Origin of the sequence: Hymenobacter terricola, assembly GCF_017921975.2 — a bacterium.
Lineage (GTDB): Bacteria > Bacteroidota > Bacteroidia > Cytophagales > Hymenobacteraceae > Hymenobacter > Hymenobacter terricola.
The window spans coordinates 95,585-112,954 of sequence record NZ_JAGEMO020000010.1; the positions used below are offsets into that span (position 1 = coordinate 95,585).

Genomic DNA, 17,370 nt, shown 5'->3' on the forward strand with positions numbered 1-17,370 from the left:
ATTACTTCGGCACAAACCGGTACAGCGTCAGCCCAATAAGGGTGAAGACGCCGCTGGGCACCCAGGCCGCCACAATGGGCGACAGGCTGCCCACCTGCGCCAGATTGCGGCTCAGCATTACGAAAATAATGAACACGAAAGCCAGCACAAACCCCAGCGCAATTTGCCCGCCCACGCCGGCCCGCGACTTGCGGGCGCTGAGCGTTACCCCAATCAGGGTGAGAATAACGATGGCAAACGGGTAAGAATACCGTTCGTATTTCTCGCTCATGTAGAGCTGCGTATCGTCGGCGCCGCGCTCAATCTTGGTGCGGATGTAGGCGTTCAGCTGAGGCAGGGTGAGGGTTTCGGCCAGCTTGTACTGGCTGGCGAAGTCGGCGGGCAGCAGGTTCAGGGTGGTGTCGCGGGCCGGGATGGTTTTCAGGCTTTCGTCCTGCGCGCCGGTGAAGGTGCGCACCAGCTGCGGCGTGAGATGCCACATGTGCTTGGTCGAATCCCAGTTGATGGCCTCGGCCGTGAGCCGGCGGCGCAGAATGGTGCTGTCCACGGTTTCCAGCGCGAAGCGGTAGCCCCGGTTGCTCGTGTTGTCATAGCTTTCCATATACACGTAGCTGCGCGGCCCAATCTTGATGTGCACGTTGCGCCCCTGAAACCGGTAGGGCAATTTGATGTACGCCCGCTCAAACGCCACCCGCGCCTTATTGCCCACCGGCAGCACCCAGCCAATCAGCCCAAATATCAGCAGCCCCACCACCGAACCCCCCATGGCATACGGCAGCATTAGCCGTTTGAAGCTCACCCCACTGGCCAGAATGGCCACAATCTCAGTCCGCGCCGCCAATTGCGCCGTCACAAAAACCACGGCGATAAAAATGGTAATTGGCGAAAGTAAATTGGCGAAATAAGGAAAGAGGTAGATGTAATAGCCGAAAAGAACTTTCGACATCGGCAAATTATGCTGAATAAAGTCGTCGTTTTTCTCCGTAAAATCAATGACGCAAATAACCGACACGAGAATAACCACCGAGAAGAAAAACGCGGCCAGAAACTTCTTGATAATGTATTTGTCGAGGATATTCATGTTTAAGTCAGTGAACAGTGAACAATTCAGAACGGCACTGATAACTGCTCACTGATAATTGTTAACTGATTTTATAGCCGCGTCATCACCTGCTTCACCATCCGGTCCTTCCAGGGGCCAAACGTGCCGGCCACGATTTGCTTGCGTGCCTCGCCCACCAGCCACAGGTAAAACGCCAGGTTGTGGGCTGAGGCAATTTGCGGCCCCAGCATTTCCTGGCACTGAAAAAGGTGGCGCAGGTACGCCCGTGAGTAGAACGTGCTGGCGTGTCCGCCCAGTTCAGGGTCGATGGGCGTGAAGTCCGTGGCCCACTTTTTATTGGTCACGTTCAGGATGCCCTGCGTGGTGAACAGCATGCCGTTGCGGGCGTTGCGGGTCGGCATCACGCAGTCGAACATGTCCACGCCCAGCGCAATGTTTTCGAGGATGTTGGCCGGCGTGCCCACGCCCATCAGGTAGCGCGGCTTGTCTTTGGGCAGAATGTCGCAGACCAGCTCGGTCATTTCGTACATCAGCTCGGCCGGCTCGCCCACGCTCAGGCCGCCAATGGCGTTGCCCGCGCGCCCCTGGGCCGCAATAAACTCGGCCGACCTGATGCGCAAATCCTTGAACGTGCTGCCCTGCACGATGGGAAATAGGGCCTGCTCGTAGCCATAAAGCCCTTCAGTGCTGTCAAACCGCTCGATGCAGCGTTGGAGCCAGCGGTGCGTCATATCCAGCGAGCGGGCGGCGTAGTCGTACTCGCAGGGCCAGGGCGTGCACTCATCAAAAGCCATGATAATATCGGCCCCGATAACGCGCTGAATGTCCATCACGCCCTCCGGCGAGAACAAATGCTGGCTGCCGTCGATGTGCGAGCGGAATTTCACGCCCTCTTCCTTAATCTTCCGGGTGTTGCTCAGCGAGTACACCTGGTAGCCGCCCGAGTCCGTGAGAATGGGCCGGTCCCAGCCGTTGAACTTGTGCAGGCCGCCGGCCGCTTGCAGCACTTCCAGGCCCGGCCGCAGGTAAAGGTGGTAGGTATTGCCGAGAATAATCTGGGCCTTCACGTCCTCTTTGAGGGTGGTTTGCGACACGGCTTTCACGGTGCCGGCCGTGCCCACGGGCATGAAAATGGGCGTTTCTATCGCGCCGTGGGCTGTTTGAATGAGGCCGGCGCGGGCTTTGGTGCCAGGGTCTTGGGCGAGGAGGTCGAAGGTCATAAGCGGGCGCAAAGGTAGCCCGCCCGCTGCGCGCCCCGTACTTTTACCGGCTCATTCGTGCCGCTTCCCCGTTGCTTCTTTCGTACGTACCCAAGTCCCCCTTTTTCTGGCTTCTGCTTGCGTGCGTGCTGGTGCAGCTGTTCTACGCGGCGTATTTCTTCCGGCCCTTCGCCCGCCGGCCCCTCGAGGCGCCATCCGACGCGCCCGGGCCCGATTCCGAGCCGGTTTCCATCGTCGTCTGCGCCCGCAACGAGCTGGATAACCTGCGCCGGCTGCTGCCCCTGCTGCTGAAGCAGGACTACCCCGCCGGCTTCGAAATCGTCCTCATCGACGACCGTAGCCACGACGACACCTTCCTCTACGCCCAGCAGCTCACCCAGTATTATCCCTCAACAGTCCGCCTCGTCACCGTCAGCAAGACGCCCGACGGCTTCGCGCCCAAGAAATACGCCCTCACGCTCGGCGTCAAAGCCACGCGCTACGCCCGCCTGCTCTTCATCGATGCCGACTGCATTCCAGCCACCAATCAGTGGCTGCGCCTCATGCAGCGCGGCTTTTCACAAGCCAATGGGGCCGACCTTGTCCTCGGGTTCTCGGCCTACACCGAAGCACCCGGCTTTCTCAACCAGCTCATCCGCTATGAAACGCTGCTCACTGCGGCGCAGTATCTCAGCTTCGCCTGGCGCGGCTGGCCCTATATGGGCGTGGGCCGCAACCTGGCTTACACCCGTGCCTGCTTCACGGCCACCAAAGGCTTTGCCTCGCACATCCGCCAGCTCTCCGGCGACGACGATTTGCTGGTGCAGGATGCCGTGCGCCAGGGCCAGCGCGTGGCCGTGGTAGCCGAGCCCTCGGCCCATACGCTCAGCGAGCCGGCCGCTACCTGGCGCGCCTGGTGGCGCCAGAAACGCCGGCATTTATCGGCCGGCCGGGCCTACCGTTTGGCCGACCGTTTGCGGGTGGGCACCTTCATAATGGCCAATATGTTGTTTTATCTGACTACGGTTGTGCTATTAATTTCGCCAAACAATTGGGTACCTTTGGCGGTGATATACATCCTCCGAACTTTGTTTGTGAGTGCCGTGTATGCCCGTCTTAGCCGGCGCCTCGACCAGTCCGTAATCGTCGGGCTTCTGCCCGTGCTCGACGCGGTTTATTTTTTCCAATACCTGGCCCTGGGAATCTCGCTGTTCCTTAACCGCACCCTTCGATGGAAATAAACAATCAAGACATTCAAAAGCAGTTTTCAGCCAAAGCCAAGCACGATTTCAAGCTGATTCGCGCCGCCGTAGACCACGGCGACGAGAAAGCCTACGCCGAGCTGATGCACATCTACAAGAAGCCCGTCTACCACGTGGTCCTCAAGATGGTGCGCAACCAGGACGATGCCGAAGACCTTACCATCGAGGCGTTCGCCAAGGCCTTCCGCAACCTCCACAAGTTCAATCCCGAGTATGCGTTCAGCACCTGGCTGTTCCGCATTGCCACCAACAACTGCATCGATTTTATTCGCAAGAATAAAATCAAAACCATGTCGATTGACTCTGCTATTAAAGTGGACAATGGCGACGAAATCACCATCGATTTCCGCGACAACGACCTGAACCCGGCCGAGCACGCCGTGCGCAACCAGAAAATCGAAATCATGCGCCACGTCGTGTCGCGCCTGCCCGATAAATACCAGCGCCTGGTGTCGCTGCGCTATTTCGACGAGCTCAGCTACGAAGAAATTGCCACCGAGCTCAAAGCCCCGCTCGGCACCGTGAAAGCCCAGCTGCACCGCGCTCGCGAGCTGCTCTATGACATGGTGAAGCACACCAAGCAAATTATTTAATCTCAATTGCCGCCTTGCGTTTTGTCATTCTGAATGCAGCGAAGCGGAATGAAGAATCTCTACCACGGAAGTAATTATTACTCTCGTGGTAGAGATTCTTCATTCCGCTTCGCTGCATTCAGAATGACCGTTTTTTAAGCCCACCCCGCATGAATCTTCTGCAGCACTACTTTCCCGAACTCACCCCCCAGCAGCTTAAGCTTTTCAAGCAGCTGGAAACCGAGTTTCGGGCCACCAACGAAGCCATCAACCTCGTGTCGCGGCCCGACATGGAAAATTTCACGGAACGCCACCTGCTGCACTCCCTGAGCGTTGCTAAAGTAATTCAGTTCCCCAAAGGCAGTGCTGTACTCGACGTGGGCACCGGCGGCGGCCTGCCCGGCCTGCCGCTGGCCATCCTGTTTCCGGAAGTGCATTTCCACCTCGTCGACAGCATCGGCAAGAAAATCCGGGCCGTGCAGTTCATGGCCGCCGCCCTGGGCCTGAACAACGTGACGGCCGAGCAAACCCGCGCCGAGCAGCTGCGCACCAAATACGACTACGTGGTGAGTCGGGCCGTGGCGCGCCTCGCCACCTTTCACCCCTGGGTGGCCCACCGCTTCAAGCCCCAGGGCGCCGCCGGCAGCGGGCTCTATTATTTGAAAGGCGGGGATTTAACCGAGGAAATTGCCGAATCCGGCCTGAAAGCCACCGTCACGGATTTGAGTGATTTCTTCAGCGAAGAATTCTACGAGACGAAAAAGGTGGTTTTCGTGCCCGCCAAGTAGCTGCCTGCTACGCGGGTACTTCCGCGGTGAGGAACTCGGCCGCCCGCCGTTCCGAATAGTATTCCCCATCGGGCGAGCCTTCCGCAAAGCCGACGTGCCCGCCCTCGGGCGGGGTTTCCAGAAACACAAACGGTGAGCTGGCCGCTACGTCCCGCGGAAAGCAGGAGGCCGGCAAAAATGGGTCATTCTGGGCATTTACCAGCAGCGTGGGTATCCGGATGCCACTCAGGTAGCGCCCGGAACTGGCATAGCGGTAGTAGGCATCGGCCGAGTCGAAACCGTGCATAGGTGCGGTGTAGCGATTGTCGAACTGCTGAAAATCGCGCAGCTCTTCGATGCCCTCCAGGTCTACCTGTCCTGGCAGCAGCTCGGCCTTGGCCCGCACCTTGAGCCGCAACGATTTCAGGAATCGCCGCATATACACCTGGTTCTGCAGCCGGCCGATGTGCACCGAGCTGGCCTGCAAGTCGGTTGGCACCGAGAAAACCGCCGCGCGCTTCACCTCCTTCGGCACCCGGTCGGCGTCCTCGCCCAAGTACTTCAGCGTCACATTACCGCCCGCGCTGAAACCCACCAAATACGCCCGCTGGTAGCGCCCGGTGGCCAGCGCGTGCCGCAGCACCAGGTCCAAATCCTCGGTGTCGCCGAGGTGGTAGGAGCGGAGCAGGCGGTTCATCTCGCCGCCGCAGCTGCGGTAGTTCCAGGCCAGCGCGTCGAGGCCGGCGCGGTTGAGGGCGCGCACCATGCCCCGCACGTAGGGCCGGGAAGCGTCGCCTTCGAGGCCGTGCGATACAATGACGAGGCCGTCGGTGGGGCGCATGGCGGGCAGGCAGCTCCAATCCAGGTTCAGGAAGTCGCCATCGGGCAGTTCCAGCCGCTCGCGCTGGTAGGCCACCTCGGGCACCGTGCGCCACAGGCTGGGCACAATGGTCTGCAAATGGCCGTTGAACAAGTAAAACGGCGGCTGATAACGGGATTCGGCTACGAGAGGCATGGCGCGGATAAGTAAAATGAAGTTGCGCGCTGGATGGGATTGGATAGACAGTAAAGTTCGTGCCTAATCGGCATGCATACTAATTTCAGCCAGTCAAAGTGAAATTGCCATGAATGCGCCACCGCATGCGGCAAAATCCGAACCGCCGGGCCTTGTTCGGTGGAGAAATTGCGGAGCCAACAGGGCCTTGCTTCAATATTTTTGCCGGCGGGGTTTGAATATGCCGGGCCGCTTCGTACCTTTGCCCTCCCAAACACAGAACTCAAGCATAACGCTCCAATATATTCCTGCTCATGGCAAACCATAAGTCGGCCCTCAAACGCATCCGCAGCAACGAAGCTAAGCGCGTGTTGAACCGTTACCAGCACAAATCCACCCGCACCGCCATCAAGCGCCTGCGCGAAGCCACCGACAAAACGGCGGCCCAGGAACTGCTGAAAAAAGTGTCGTCGATGTTGGACCGTTTGGCCAAAAAGAACATCATCCACAAGAACAAAGCTGCTAACAACAAAAGCAAGCTGACAAAGCTCGTCAATGCGCTTTAGCGCGTAGCGAGTTTAGGAGGACCAGACTGCGCCGCCCCAAGGTCTGGTTCTCCGCCTCTTACAGAAGCCCTGCTCGGCAACGAGCAGGGCTTCTTGCGTTTGGCGAATACCAAAAGTTGCTTAACGAGGAAAGGATGTACCTTACGGGCCTTCTTCCACCTCATCCCACTCTGCTCATGGGCAACGCCTACCGTTGGGCACGGCTGCTTCTGGCCGCGCTCCTATTGTTTACTGCTATGACCGCGAGTGCCCAGCAGGCGTGGCGGCCGTTCCGGCCGGGGCTGATTTACTCATTTGCCACCAGTGGCAGCCCCGGTTCTTCTTTTCTGCTGCGGCTCGACTCGGCGTATACCACGGTCACTGGAGATTCGGCCTGGGCTTTCAATCGGTTGCTGCGGCCTTTCGACGGCACCGCGTTAGGTGGCGCTTATGCATTCAGCACCAGTCGCAGGAGCCGAAATAACTTGTTTGGCGCGCGATTGGTATGGCAGCCGGGCACGGCAGAATTCTCGCTGGAAAGCGTGGCGGAAGGCAGTTATCAAGCCGCGCTGTCATTACGCCTGCGCCCGCGCGCTGCCGTGGGCAGCACTTGGGCCGCCAGTACCACGCCTACTCTTACGGCCACACTTACCAGCCGGACGTGGCAGCCTGTGAGCATTATCCCCGGTAGTCCCTCTGATTCTGTGGCAATTATCACGCTCAGCTCGGGCCAAGTGGTGCGCTTGAGCCGGCAATACGGCCTGCTGGCCGGGCCACGCTGGCTAGTAACCAGCAACTCGGCTCCGCAGTATGAAGCCTCCCAACTCCCGGTTCCGCTCGCCAATTCGCCGGTTTATCCAGCCACGTTATTTAACATGCGGCCCGGCGACCAATTTGGGTACGCAGAAACCCCGCAGTCGGTGGGCAGCCCGCCCTGCACCAGTACCTATACGCTACGTATCATTCAAACGCGCCAAGTAGTGGCCGACTCGCTGCTGTACACGTACCGCCAACAGGCCCGAATCGTCAACTATGCCATTTTTGGCTGCTTCGGAACGCCCGGCGCGGTGATTGGGCCGGTGCAGAATGGCCGACTGGCCTTCTCGCTCCGCACGGGCCAATCACCGCAGTACGAGGCCCTGCCGCTGCTGTCTGGCGAGTACAAAGCGCTTGTTCCTCAGGCCACCAGCCTGGTGGTTGGTCTAGGTATTTCATTATCGGCCATTCCTTCCTGCCAAGCAGGCAATGCCGTGCTGGCGTACGAGCAAATGCATAGCTTCAGCACCGTCGGAGGCGTAGCGTCGTATGCGCCTGTCTCCGATGGTAACTGGTTTCAAGCATTCGCGCCACAAATTGGCGTGGGCGATACCAGAACCTACGAAACCTTCCTGCAATACTCGCTCAGGACTACATCCGGTGGGAGTGTCACTTGTGGCTCTGTGGCCAACTTTATAAACCTGCTGCCCACCCGCGCCGCCCAGGCAGCATCCCTGGCCACGCTACACCCCAACCCCGCCACCGACGCGGCCACGCTCACGCTGGCCACGCCCGCCCGCCCCGGCTGCGCCCTGCGCCTGACCGATGCGCTGGGCCGCCCCGTGTGGAGCGCCACCGTGCCAACCGGCCAAACCACTATTACCGTGCCGCTGGCCGGGCAGCCGGCCGGCCTCTACCTGCTGCACCTGAGCGGCCCCAACGCCATGGCCAACTGGAAACTGACTCACGAGTAAATCCAGTCTACCTATAAAAAGAGCCCGCTACGTAAGTAACGGGCTCTTTTTATGTAGTGCCTCGATGGTGTTTAGGCGATGCTGACTTTCACCATATTGGCTTTGCCTTTGTCCTGAATGGGCATCGAGCCGGTGTTGATGAACACGTCGCCGGGCTCCAGGTGGCCGGTGGTGGTGAGGACGTAGCGGATGTCCGTAATGGTGCTGTCGGTGCTGATAAGGCGGTCGTAGTAGAAGCTGCGCACGCCCCACACCAGGCTCAGGGACGTGAGCAGGTTGCGGTTGTCGGTGAAGATAAAAATATCGGCCTTCGGGCGGTACTTGGCCAGCTGGAAGGCGGTGTAGCCGTGGTGCGTCATGCCGGTAATGGCCTTGGCGCCCGTGTTCTTAGCCAGGTGGCAGGAGGCGGAAAGGACGCTGTCGGCCATGAAGTTGGTGCTGGCGGGGTCGATGGGCCACCACTTGTGGAAGAGCTGCGGACTGCGGCTTTCCACGCTTAGAATGGTGCCCACCATGGAGCGGATAACCTCGGCCGGGTAGGCGCCCACGGCGGTTTCGGCCGAGAGCATCACGGCGTCGGCCCCGTCGAGTACGGCGTTGGCTACGTCGCTAGTTTCGGCGCGGGTGGGGCGGGGGGCCGTAATCATGCTTTCCATCATCTGGGTAGCCACGATGACGGGCTTGCCGGCCGCGTTGCACTTGGCAATAATCATCTTTTGGGCCATCGGCACCTCTTCCATCTTCACTTCCACGCCGAGGTCGCCGCGGGCCACCATCACGGCATCGGTGATGGCGATGATTTCGTCGATGTTGCGCAGGCCGTCGGGTGTTTCAATCTTGGCCACCACGCGGGTGTTTTTGCCGGCCTGGGCAATGAGGTTTTTGATGAAGCGAATGTCGTCCGCTTTGCGGGCGAAGCTCAGCGCCACCCAGTCCACGTCGTGCAGCAAGCCAAACTCCAGGTCCTCAATGTCCTTCTCGGTCATGGAGGGCGCCGATACTTCCGAATCGGGCAGGTTGATGCCTTTGCGGGGCTTCACCAGGCCGCCGTAGATTACTTCCACGTCCACTTCGTGGTCGCGGTCGGTAGCCAGCACCTTCAACTCAATTTTGCCGTCGTCAATCAGAATCTGGTCGCCGGGCTTCACGTCGCGGGCCAGGCCCAGGTAAATGGTGCTCAGGCGCGTGGCCGTGCTGATTTCCTTCTCGCCGCACACCAGCTTGATTTTGTCGCCGGCCTTGATTTCGACGCCGCCGCCTTCCACCTCGCCGAGGCGGATTTTAGGCCCCTGCAAGTCCTGGAGCAGGCCCACGGAGGTTTTCATGTCCTTATTCAGCCGGCGCACGGTGTTGATGACCGAGAGGTGGTCCTCGTAGGAGCCGTGCGAAAAGTTGAGGCGGAACACGTCGACGCCCTCCCGCATGAGGATGCCGAGACGCTCGTAGGTGTTGGAAGCGGGGCCGACGGTGGCCACGATTTTGGTCTTGTTAAATGTGGGGCGGTTTTCCATGCGTTATGCAGAAATGTCAGAACAAAAAAACTCCCCTCATTTTGTCAAGGAGGGGACGTTCCAGCGAAGCTGAAACTGGGGCGGTTTTGGCGCTAAGCCGGCAATTTAAACCGGGCTCAACCTTACCGGCAGCGCAAAAGTCGTTTAATTTAAATGAAATGCCGCGGCGGGCTTTCACAGAATCAAATTCTCCTTGTATTTGAGGGTATTGGGGTCGAACTGGCATACGTACTGCACGGCGTCGAGGGCGGTGAGCTGTTGGATTAGCGCTTCGTCGGCGAGGGCGCCGCTGCCGTTGCTCACGGCCAGCAGGTAGTCGTATTCCTTTATATCGGGCGCCAGAAAGGGCTTTTTTAGGTTGGAGGGCACGATGGAGCGGTTGCGCAGCAGGCGAAACGTGAGGGTTTCGGTGGCGTGCAGGTAGTGCGTGAATACCAGCCGGCCGCGGCTGAGCAGGTTCAGCAGCAGCTCGGGCTGCTTCACGAGGCGCAGGCGCAGGGCCCGGTTCAGGGTCCAGGCCAGGGTATAGTCGCGGGTGCTGCTCACGAGCCCGAATAGGGCAAAGTCGCACTCATACTCAACGTCCAGGGTGAAGGTCTTCATAGCAGCCGCAAATAGGGCACCCGCGGGCGGGCAGGGGCAAAGCTACGGCTTGCAGCGGGCCGCTGCCAGGGCCGCCGCCATAATCTTGTACCTACCATTCGAAAGCGCGGCGGTGGGTTAGTTGGAAAATCTCTCGTTACTTTGTGCCGTAGTTTTCTTTAAACCCCCACGGAAATGTCTGAAATCGCAGAAAAAGTAAAGGCCATTATTATTGATAAACTGGGCGTCGAAGCCTCGGAAGTTACTCCCGAAGCCAGCTTCACCAACGACCTGGGTGCCGACTCGCTGGATACCGTCGAGCTGATTATGGAGTTCGAAAAGGAATTCAACGTGAGCATCCCCGACGACCAGGCCGAGAACATCGGTACCGTGGGCCAGGCCATCAGCTACCTCGAAGAGCACGCTAAATAGTTTTGTGTCATCCTGGGCGAAGCGCGCAATTTGAGCCAGATTCTCTACTCAGCTTCCTCGCTTCGCCCGGCATAACCACCTTCGTTCTGCGCATACCGGCCGGCCCGCCGCCGGCCGGTTTTGCGGTTTTATCCCGCTTCACCTTTCGCGCCAGTGGCGCTTGCTTATGTCGTCCATCCGACGGGTTGTCGTTACCGGCCTTGGGGCCATCACTCCACTGGGCAACACTGCCCCAACGTACTGGGAAGGCCTGCGCACGGGCCTGAGCGGGGCTGCTACCATCACCCGTTTCGACCCGGCCAAGTTTAAAACCCGCTTTGCCTGCGAGGTAAAAGGCTACGAGCCCGATGCTTTCTTCGACCGCAAGGAGCACCGCAAAATGGACCTCTTCACGCAATTTGCGGTCGTGGCGTCCGACGAAGCCATTGCCGATTCGGGCCTGCTCGAAAGCGGCGTCGATAAAGACCGGGTCGGCGTGATTTGGGGCTCCGGCATCGGCGGCCTGAAATCCCTGCAGGAAGAATGCTTCCAGTTTGAGCGCGGCGACGGCACGCCGCGCTACTCGCCGTTCTTTATTCCGCGCATGATTGCCGATTCCTCGTCGGGCAATATTTCCATCAAAAACGGCTTCCGCGGGCCCAATTTCGTCACCACTTCGGCCTGCGCCTCGTCGAACGACGCCATTATCGCGGCCTTTAATAACATTCGCCTCGGCCTCGCCGATGCCGTGATAACCGGCGGCTCCGAAGCCGCCATTACCGAGTCGGGCGTGGGCGGTTTCAATGCCCTCAAGGCCATGAGTGAGCGCAACGACGACCCGGCCTCGGCCTCGCGGCCCTATGACAAGGACCGCGACGGTTTTGTGCTGGGCGAAGGGGCCGGCGCGCTGGTGCTCGAAGAATACGAGCACGCCAAGGCGCGCGGCGCCAAGATATACGCCGAGCTCATCGGTGGCGGCATGTCGTCGGACGCGTACCACATCACCGCGCCCGACCCGAGCGGCAGCGGCGTGGTGCTGGTAATGAAAAACGCGTTGCGCGACGCTGGCATCAAGCCCGAGGATGTTGACTACATCAATACCCACGGCACCAGCACGCCGCTGGGCGATGGCGCCGAAATCAAAGCCATTGAACAGGTATTTGGCGAGCACGCGGAGAAGCTCAATATTTCCTCGACCAAAAGCATGACCGGCCACCTGCTGGGCGGCGCTGGCGGCATTGAGGCAGTGGCCTGCCTGCTGGCCATGCAAAACAGCCTAGTGCCGCCCACAATCAACCTGCACACCCCCGACCCCGAAATCAACCAGGCCCTGAACTTCACGCCAAACGTGGCCCAGGCCCGGGAGGTGCGCGTGGCCATGAGCAATACCTTTGGCTTTGGCGGGCACAATACTTCGGTGGTGTTCCGCAAACTGTAAGCCGGCGGTGCAACCGCTAACAGCACAACGTCATGCTCATCTGGCGTCCGCTTGCCGGAGCATCTCTACCGCGCAGGTAATTCTTTCGATTGAATTACTATTGCACGCGAGATGCTTTGGCAAGCGGACGCCAGATGAGCATGGCGTTCTGGTTTTACAATCAACTGCCTTTTCTACCACTTCTTAGCCTCCTTTCCTTTGCTTGGTTTCGTTTCCCGGTTTTTTGCTTCCGACAAGGCGTTTCGGCAGGCGGTGGCTACCGTAACGGGGCAGTCGCCTAAGAATGCCAAGCTCTACCGGCTGGCGTTTACTCATTCTTCGGCGGTGCGGCAGCAGCCCGGCGCGGGCCGCCACCAGACCAATGAGCGGCTGGAATTCCTCGGCGATGCCGTGCTGGGCACGGTGGTGGCCGAATACCTCTTCAAAAAGTACCCTTACGAGCAGGAGGGCTTTCTGACGGAGGTGCGCTCGCGCATCGTGAACCGCGAAAGCCTGAACGGTATCGCCCTTAAGCTGGGCCTCGATAAGCTGGTGCAACTGGATGCCGCGCAGGGCCGGGCCGCCCGCTCGCGCTCCGTGAACGGCAATGCGCTGGAGGCGTTGGTAGGGGCCGTATACCTGGATTTAGGTTACAAAGCCGCCCGGAAATTTGTGCTCGCCCGCCTCGTGAAGGGTTTTGTGGACGTGCATACGCTTACCACTACCACGGCCAATTTCAAGAGCAAGTTGGTGGAATGGGCCCAGCGCCAGGGCAAAAACCTCCGCTACGACATCACCGGCGAAGCCCGGCCGGGCGGGATGATGGAGTTCACCGCCACGGTGCTGCTGGACGAGGAGGTGGTGGCCACCGGCATGGGCCTGAGCAAGAAGCAGGCAGAGCAGTTGGCGGCCGACCGGGCGCTGACGGCGCTGGGAGTGGCTTAACGCTTCGCTTAATGAGGAATTGGGAATGAGGAATGAAGACTTGCTGGAGTCGGGTTGATAGAAAAATCAGACTGGCGAAAACCCGGCCTGGCCGAAACGTTGTTAATTCTTGAAAGCCCAGTTATTCATCCCTCATTCCCAATTCCTCATTAAGCGAAGCGTCATGCGTATTGCCGGAGCCGCCCTCAACCAGATTCCCATTGACTGGGCCAATAACCTGCGGAACATCCAGACCGCCATTGAGCAGGCCAAAGCGTCCGGCGTAGACCTGCTGTGCCTGCCCGAGCTGTGCCTGAGCGGCTACGGCTGCGAAGACCTGTTTCTGAGCGACTGGATGCCGCAGGCGGCGCTGGCGCATTTGCAGCAGGTGCGGGAGTGGACGCAGGGGATTTGCGTGGTGGTGGGGCTGCCCGTTCGCCTCAACCATCGCACCTACAATACGGCGGCGGTGCTGCGCGATGGCCAGATTCTGGGCTTCGCGGCGAAGCAGTTTCTGGCCAATGACGGGGTGCACTACGAGACGCGCTTCTTCGCGCCCTGGGTGGCGGGCGAAACCACGACCGTGAGCTTGGAAGGGGAGGCGTGGCCGTTGGGCGACCTCATCTTCGAGCACCAGGGCGTGCGCTTTGGGTTTGAGATATGCGAAGATGCCTGGCGGGCCGACAACGTACGGCCCGCCTGCCGGCTCATGGGCAAAGTGGATTTGATTGTGAACCCCTCGGCCAGCCACTTTGCGATGAGCAAAACCGACGTGCGCTACCAGCTGGTGATGAAGGCCTCGCGCACGTTCAACTGCACGTACCTCTACGCCAATCTGCTGGGCAATGAGGCGGGGCGCATCATCTTCGACGGCGAGATTCTGGTGGCGCGCAACGGGCATCTGCTGCGGCGCAACCAGCTGCTGAGCTTTAAGGAAGTGGATTTGGAGTGGGTGGACGTGGATTTCAGCACCGCGCCGGAGCCGGCCGTTGAAATAGTGCCGCTGCCTACGCCCGACGAATACAAGGAGCTGAACCAAGCCATGAGCCTGGCGCTGTTCGACTATTTGCGCAAGGCGCGCAGCCGCGGTTTCGTGCTGAGTTTGAGCGGTGGGGCAGACTCTAGCTTTTGCGCGGTGGGCGTGGCCGAGATGGTGCGGCTGGGCGTGGAGGAACTGGGCCTGGAAGAGTTCAAGCGCCGCAGCGGCTGCTTCCCGGCGGCGAGCGAAACGGTGGTGCAGCAGGCCGGCGCAGGCGGCTCCGCTACTCAGATTGTGGAGAACGAGTTAAAAGGTGAAAGTGAAAAGTTAAAAAGTAAACAGCATCCAAGCGAGCTTTTAACTTTTCACTCTCACCTTTTAACTGTAAACCAGGAGTTGGTGCGGCAGCTGCTGACCTGCGCTTACCAGGGCACGGTGAATTCTTCGGACGACACCCTTAATTCGGCCCAGGAGCTGGCGGACAGCATCGGGGCGCGGTTTCACAACTGGAATATTGACGACGAAGTAGCCGGCTACGTGGGCAAAATCCAGGGCGCGCTGGGCCGGGAGCTGACCTGGCAAACCGACGATTTGGCCCTGCAAAATATTCAGGCGCGGGTGCGGGCGCCGGGCATCTGGATGCTGGCCAACGTGCAGAACTGCCTGCTCATCACCACGTCCAACCGCTCGGAGGCCAGCGTGGGCTACTGCACCATGGACGGCGACACGGCCGGCAGCATCTCCCCAATTGCGGGCGTCGACAAGGACTTTGTGAAGAAGTGGCTGCGCTGGGCCGAAACCGAGCTGGGCTACGCCGCCCTGCGCCACGTGAATGCCCTGCAACCCACCGCCGAGCTGCGCCCGCTGGAAGACAAGCAGACCGACGAGCGCGACCTCATGCCGTACACGCTGCTCAACCGTATTGAGCGGCTGGCATTCTACGACCGGCTCAGCCCCCAACAGGTGCTGGCCGCGCTGAAAACCGAGGAAACCGGCTTCGACCACGAGCAGCTGAAAACCTTTGTGCGCCGCTTCTACAACCTCTGGAGCCGCAACCAGTGGAAGCGGGAACGCTACGCCCCCAGCTTTCACCTGGACGACTACAACGTGGACCCGCGCTCCTGGCTGCGGTTTCCCATCCTCAGCGGCGGGTTTGCGGAGGAACTGGCGGCGCTGTAGTGCGAGCGCGACATGACTGCCGGAATGAAATTCCTCAACTGCTTCGAAATAAAGTGAAGGCCGGGCGCAAGTTTTTGGAGTGGATGGAACCTAAGACAATGAACCCTTGGTAGCCGCCGCGAAGGCCCGGTACTGAGCGGACCCTTTTCCGAATCCTACAGTCCCAGTTCTTGTGGCTTACTTGCTTCCACTGCTGCCGGCCCAGACCCACGACCCTCCGACCTGTGCTCAGTTGATTGGTTCGGCGGCCGATGCCAATTTGGTAGCGCAGCTGCAGTCGGGCAGTGAAGCTGCGTTTCGCACCCTGGTAGAGCGCTATCAGGACCGTATCTACCGGACGGTGCTTTCCCTGCTGCGGTCCCCGGAAGAGGCCGAAGATATTGCCCAGGAAGTCTTCGTGGAAGTTTATCAGACCATTGGCCGGTTTCGGGGCGAAGCTGCCCTTAGTACCTGGCTTTACCGGTTGGCCACGTCGCGGGCCCTGAAAAATCGCCGGAAGGCCCGCACCAAAAAGCGCTTTGCCTATTTCACCAGCCTACTGGGTTTCGACAATGACGTACTGCATGAAGTACCCGACCACGCGCATCCCCTGGCGCTGCTCGAAGGCCAGCAGCAGCTGCAGGTTTTACTGGACCACGTTGCCCGTTTGCCAAACCAACAACAGGTGGCCTTCACCCTGCGCCATGAGCAAGAGTTGAGCTATGAGGAAATCGCGGCGGTACTCAATACGACCGTGCCCGCCGTGGAATCGTTGCTATTCCGGGCCCGCCAAACCCTCCGTAAACACCTTCAATCCCATTCTTACCATGTCTGATTCAGCCGCTCGTTCCATGTCCGACGAAGAATGGGACACCCTGGTACACCAGTTGCAAGCCCAGCCCCACGCCGGGCCCCGGCCGTTCTTTTATAACCGGGTGCATGCCAGGCTCACCGCCGATGCTTCTGGACAGCGCCAAACGCTGCCTGGGTGGCTGCGCCGGCCGGCCTACGCGGCGTTGCTCGGGGCGTTGGTGATGACGCTCAGCGGAGACGGGGCGGCGCTGCGCCCGGCAGCGGGTGGTACTCATTGCGATGCCTGCTCCAACGGTCAGCAGTCGCCGGTGCTTCAGCGCTGATTCTCCCTCTTCAACCACATTCCAGGAATGGCGGCTTCTTGTTCAGCCTTCCTTGCATTGCGCTTGCTTGCTCTGGGACGGTACGGGCATTTTGCCCGGCCGAAGCCCAAGAAGCGAGGGGTAGTACCTTTGAAACCATAATTCATTTTTGTTGCGTATGCTGCCTCTTCTCGCCGCTATTACCTGGGACGTCAATCCCATTATCCATTCCTTTGGTCCGTGGTCGGTGTTCGGCCACCAGCTGGGGCCGATAATGCTGCGTTGGTACGGCCTGTTTTTCATGCTGCCCTTTGTGCTGGGCACATTCATTCTCACGCACATCTACCGCTCGGAGCGGGTGTCGCCGCAGTGGGTCGACGTGATTACGATTTACATGCTCATCGGCACCATCGTGGGGGCGCGGCTGGGCCACATGCTGTTTTATGACTTCGACGCGCTGATGGCCGACCCCATGGTGGTGTTCCGCATCTGGCAGGGCGGGCTGGCCAGCCACGGCGCTACCATTGGCATCTTGCTGGCCTGCTGGCTGTTTGCGCGCAACAATAAGTTCGATTACCTGTGGGTGCTCGACCGTATTGTGATTGTGGTGGCCTTGGGCGGGGCCTGCATCCGCACCGGCAATCTGATGAACTCCGAAATTGTGGGCAAGCCTACCAACGTGCCATGGGCCTTCATTTTCCCCCGCGATACCGAGCACCTGATTCAGGGCGTGGCCGTGCCGCGCCATCCCACCCAGATTTACGAGGCGCTGTTCTGCATCTTCCTGCTCATCCTGCTCTACTCGATGTGGAACCGGACCAAGGAGCGCACGCCGCGCGGGCAGCTGTTCGGCTTGTTCGTGGTGCTGCTGTTTACGCAGCGGTTCCTGGGCGAATACCTGAAAGAAAACCAAGTGGCCTTCGAAAACGGCCACCTGTTCAACCAGGGTCAGTTGCTGAGTATTCCGTTGATATTCATCGGTATCTGGGTGCTGTGGCGGGCCGGCAAAGACCCCCAAAACCCCTACGGCTACGCCCCGCGCGACCTGGGGAAAGCCGGCGACCCGCAGCCTGCCAAAGGCGCTGCGCCCGCCCTAAACCAGCCGCGCGCCTAACCGGATTTCCCGCAACTCCCAATCAGC

At 59.8% G+C, this 17,370-nt stretch carries 17 protein-coding genes; 12 read left to right on the plus strand and 5 right to left on the minus strand.

Annotated elements, in window-relative coordinates; translation table 11 throughout:
• Position 1: 1 nt before the first annotated feature.
• Both J4G38_RS10260 and tgt read right to left on the minus strand, forming a co-directional pair.
• A complete protein-coding gene (locus tag J4G38_RS10260; protein WP_210516503.1) occupies positions 2-1,081 on the minus strand; it encodes an LptF/LptG family permease in 1,080 nt (359 codons plus the stop codon).
• Positions 1,082-1,152: 71 nt separating this feature from the next.
• Positions 1,153-2,283, minus strand: a complete 1,131-nt coding sequence (gene tgt, locus J4G38_RS10265; RefSeq protein WP_210516501.1) for a tRNA guanosine(34) transglycosylase Tgt — start codon at positions 2,281-2,283, stop codon at positions 1,153-1,155.
• A gap of 131 nt (positions 2,284-2,414) precedes the next feature.
• Here tgt and J4G38_RS10270 point away from each other — a divergent pair, with 131 nt between their 5' ends.
• The 3 genes from J4G38_RS10270 (at position 2,415) to rsmG (ending at position 4,884) form a co-directional block, all read left to right on the plus strand.
• A complete protein-coding gene (locus J4G38_RS10270) occupies positions 2,415-3,503 on the plus strand; it encodes a glycosyltransferase (protein ID WP_210516499.1) in 1,089 nt (362 codons plus the stop codon).
• The gene (locus J4G38_RS10275; protein WP_210516497.1) at positions 3,494-4,117 is read left to right on the plus strand and encodes an RNA polymerase sigma factor; all 624 of its coding nucleotides are present in this window, start codon (positions 3,494-3,496) and stop codon (positions 4,115-4,117) included. Before J4G38_RS10270 ends, J4G38_RS10275 begins: the two co-directional genes overlap by 10 nt.
• A gap of 149 nt (positions 4,118-4,266) precedes the next feature.
• Complete coding sequence (gene rsmG, locus J4G38_RS10280; protein ID WP_210516496.1) at positions 4,267-4,884, plus strand: 16S rRNA (guanine(527)-N(7))-methyltransferase RsmG; 618 nt, start codon at positions 4,267-4,269, stop codon at positions 4,882-4,884.
• A 7-nt stretch (positions 4,885-4,891) separates the two neighbouring features.
• Here rsmG and J4G38_RS10285 read toward each other — a convergent pair whose 3' ends face one another.
• Entirely contained in the window at positions 4,892-5,878 is a 987-nt protein-coding gene (locus tag J4G38_RS10285; RefSeq protein WP_210516494.1) for a YheT family hydrolase, read from the minus strand.
• A 293-nt stretch (positions 5,879-6,171) separates the two neighbouring features.
• On the opposite strand from J4G38_RS10285, the gene rpsT reads away from it, so the two are divergent.
• Positions 6,172-6,423, plus strand: a complete 252-nt coding sequence (rpsT, locus tag J4G38_RS10290; RefSeq protein WP_046245794.1) for a 30S ribosomal protein S20 — start codon at positions 6,172-6,174, stop codon at positions 6,421-6,423.
• A gap of 236 nt (positions 6,424-6,659) precedes the next feature.
• The gene (locus J4G38_RS10295) at positions 6,660-8,132 is read left to right on the plus strand and encodes a T9SS type A sorting domain-containing protein (protein ID WP_210516492.1); all 1,473 of its coding nucleotides are present in this window, start codon (positions 6,660-6,662) and stop codon (positions 8,130-8,132) included.
• A 71-nt stretch (positions 8,133-8,203) separates the two neighbouring features.
• On the opposite strand, the gene pyk is transcribed toward J4G38_RS10295, so the two are convergent.
• On the minus strand, positions 8,204-9,643 hold the full coding sequence (gene pyk, locus J4G38_RS10300) for a pyruvate kinase (RefSeq protein ID WP_210516490.1): 1,440 nt from the start codon (positions 9,641-9,643) through the stop codon (positions 8,204-8,206).
• 174 nt (positions 9,644-9,817) lie between these two features.
• Positions 9,818-10,246 (minus strand): IPExxxVDY family protein, encoded by a 429-nt coding sequence (locus J4G38_RS10305; protein ID WP_210516488.1) that lies wholly within the window; start codon positions 10,244-10,246, stop codon positions 9,818-9,820.
• A gap of 174 nt (positions 10,247-10,420) precedes the next feature.
• Between J4G38_RS10305 and J4G38_RS10310 the strand changes: the two genes are divergently transcribed.
• The 7 genes from J4G38_RS10310 (at position 10,421) to lgt (ending at position 17,343) form a co-directional block, all read left to right on the plus strand.
• Positions 10,421-10,657 carry an acyl carrier protein gene (locus J4G38_RS10310; RefSeq protein WP_019948606.1) on the plus strand — a complete coding sequence of 79 codons (237 nt, stop codon included), beginning with the start codon at positions 10,421-10,423 and terminating at the stop codon, positions 10,655-10,657.
• 166 nt (positions 10,658-10,823) lie between these two features.
• Entirely contained in the window at positions 10,824-12,074 is a 1,251-nt protein-coding gene (gene fabF / locus J4G38_RS10315) for a beta-ketoacyl-ACP synthase II (RefSeq protein ID WP_210516486.1), read from the plus strand.
• A gap of 198 nt (positions 12,075-12,272) precedes the next feature.
• Positions 12,273-12,998 (plus strand): ribonuclease III, encoded by a 726-nt coding sequence (rnc, locus tag J4G38_RS10320; RefSeq protein WP_210516484.1) that lies wholly within the window; start codon positions 12,273-12,275, stop codon positions 12,996-12,998.
• Between the two features lie 163 nt (positions 12,999-13,161).
• Complete coding sequence (gene nadE / locus J4G38_RS10325) at positions 13,162-15,135, plus strand: NAD(+) synthase (RefSeq protein WP_210516482.1); 1,974 nt, start codon at positions 13,162-13,164, stop codon at positions 15,133-15,135.
• A gap of 172 nt (positions 15,136-15,307) precedes the next feature.
• Positions 15,308-15,949: an RNA polymerase sigma factor gene (locus tag J4G38_RS10330; protein WP_226163338.1), complete on the plus strand. Its 642-nt coding sequence runs from the start codon at positions 15,308-15,310 to the stop codon at positions 15,947-15,949.
• Positions 15,942-16,250 (plus strand): hypothetical protein, encoded by a 309-nt coding sequence (locus J4G38_RS10335; RefSeq protein ID WP_210516480.1) that lies wholly within the window; start codon positions 15,942-15,944, stop codon positions 16,248-16,250. Before J4G38_RS10330 ends, J4G38_RS10335 begins: the two co-directional genes overlap by 8 nt.
• A 157-nt stretch (positions 16,251-16,407) precedes the next feature.
• Entirely contained in the window at positions 16,408-17,343 is a 936-nt protein-coding gene (lgt, locus tag J4G38_RS10340) for a prolipoprotein diacylglyceryl transferase (RefSeq protein WP_210516478.1), read from the plus strand.
• Positions 17,344-17,370 lie beyond the last annotated feature (27 nt).

Excerpts from the sequence above, each read along its gene's own strand:
- J4G38_RS10305 (WP_210516488.1), bottom strand. The coding sequence starts at position 10,246 with ATGAAGACCTTCACCCTGGACGTTGAGTATGAGTGCGACTTTGCCCTA.
- lgt (WP_210516478.1), top strand. The coding sequence starts at position 16,408 with ATGCTGCCTCTTCTCGCCGCTATTACCTGGGACGTCAATCCCATTATC.
- J4G38_RS10335 (WP_210516480.1), top strand. The coding sequence starts at position 15,942 with ATGTCTGATTCAGCCGCTCGTTCCATGTCCGACGAAGAATGGGACACC.
- pyk (WP_210516490.1), bottom strand. The coding sequence starts at position 9,643 with ATGGAAAACCGCCCCACATTTAACAAGACCAAAATCGTGGCCACCGTC.
- J4G38_RS10295 (WP_210516492.1), top strand. The coding sequence starts at position 6,660 with ATGACCGCGAGTGCCCAGCAGGCGTGGCGGCCGTTCCGGCCGGGGCTG.
- J4G38_RS10285 (WP_210516494.1), bottom strand. The coding sequence starts at position 5,878 with ATGCCTCTCGTAGCCGAATCCCGTTATCAGCCGCCGTTTTACTTGTTC.
- J4G38_RS10260 (WP_210516503.1), bottom strand. The coding sequence starts at position 1,081 with ATGAATATCCTCGACAAATACATTATCAAGAAGTTTCTGGCCGCGTTT.
- J4G38_RS10275 (WP_210516497.1), top strand. The coding sequence starts at position 3,494 with ATGGAAATAAACAATCAAGACATTCAAAAGCAGTTTTCAGCCAAAGCC.
- tgt (WP_210516501.1), bottom strand. The coding sequence starts at position 2,283 with ATGACCTTCGACCTCCTCGCCCAAGACCCTGGCACCAAAGCCCGCGCC.
- nadE (WP_210516482.1), top strand. The coding sequence starts at position 13,162 with ATGCGTATTGCCGGAGCCGCCCTCAACCAGATTCCCATTGACTGGGCC.
- fabF (WP_210516486.1), top strand. The coding sequence starts at position 10,824 with ATGTCGTCCATCCGACGGGTTGTCGTTACCGGCCTTGGGGCCATCACT.
- rsmG (WP_210516496.1), top strand. The coding sequence starts at position 4,267 with ATGAATCTTCTGCAGCACTACTTTCCCGAACTCACCCCCCAGCAGCTT.
- rpsT (WP_046245794.1), top strand. The coding sequence starts at position 6,172 with ATGGCAAACCATAAGTCGGCCCTCAAACGCATCCGCAGCAACGAAGCT.
- J4G38_RS10310 (WP_019948606.1), top strand. The coding sequence starts at position 10,421 with ATGTCTGAAATCGCAGAAAAAGTAAAGGCCATTATTATTGATAAACTG.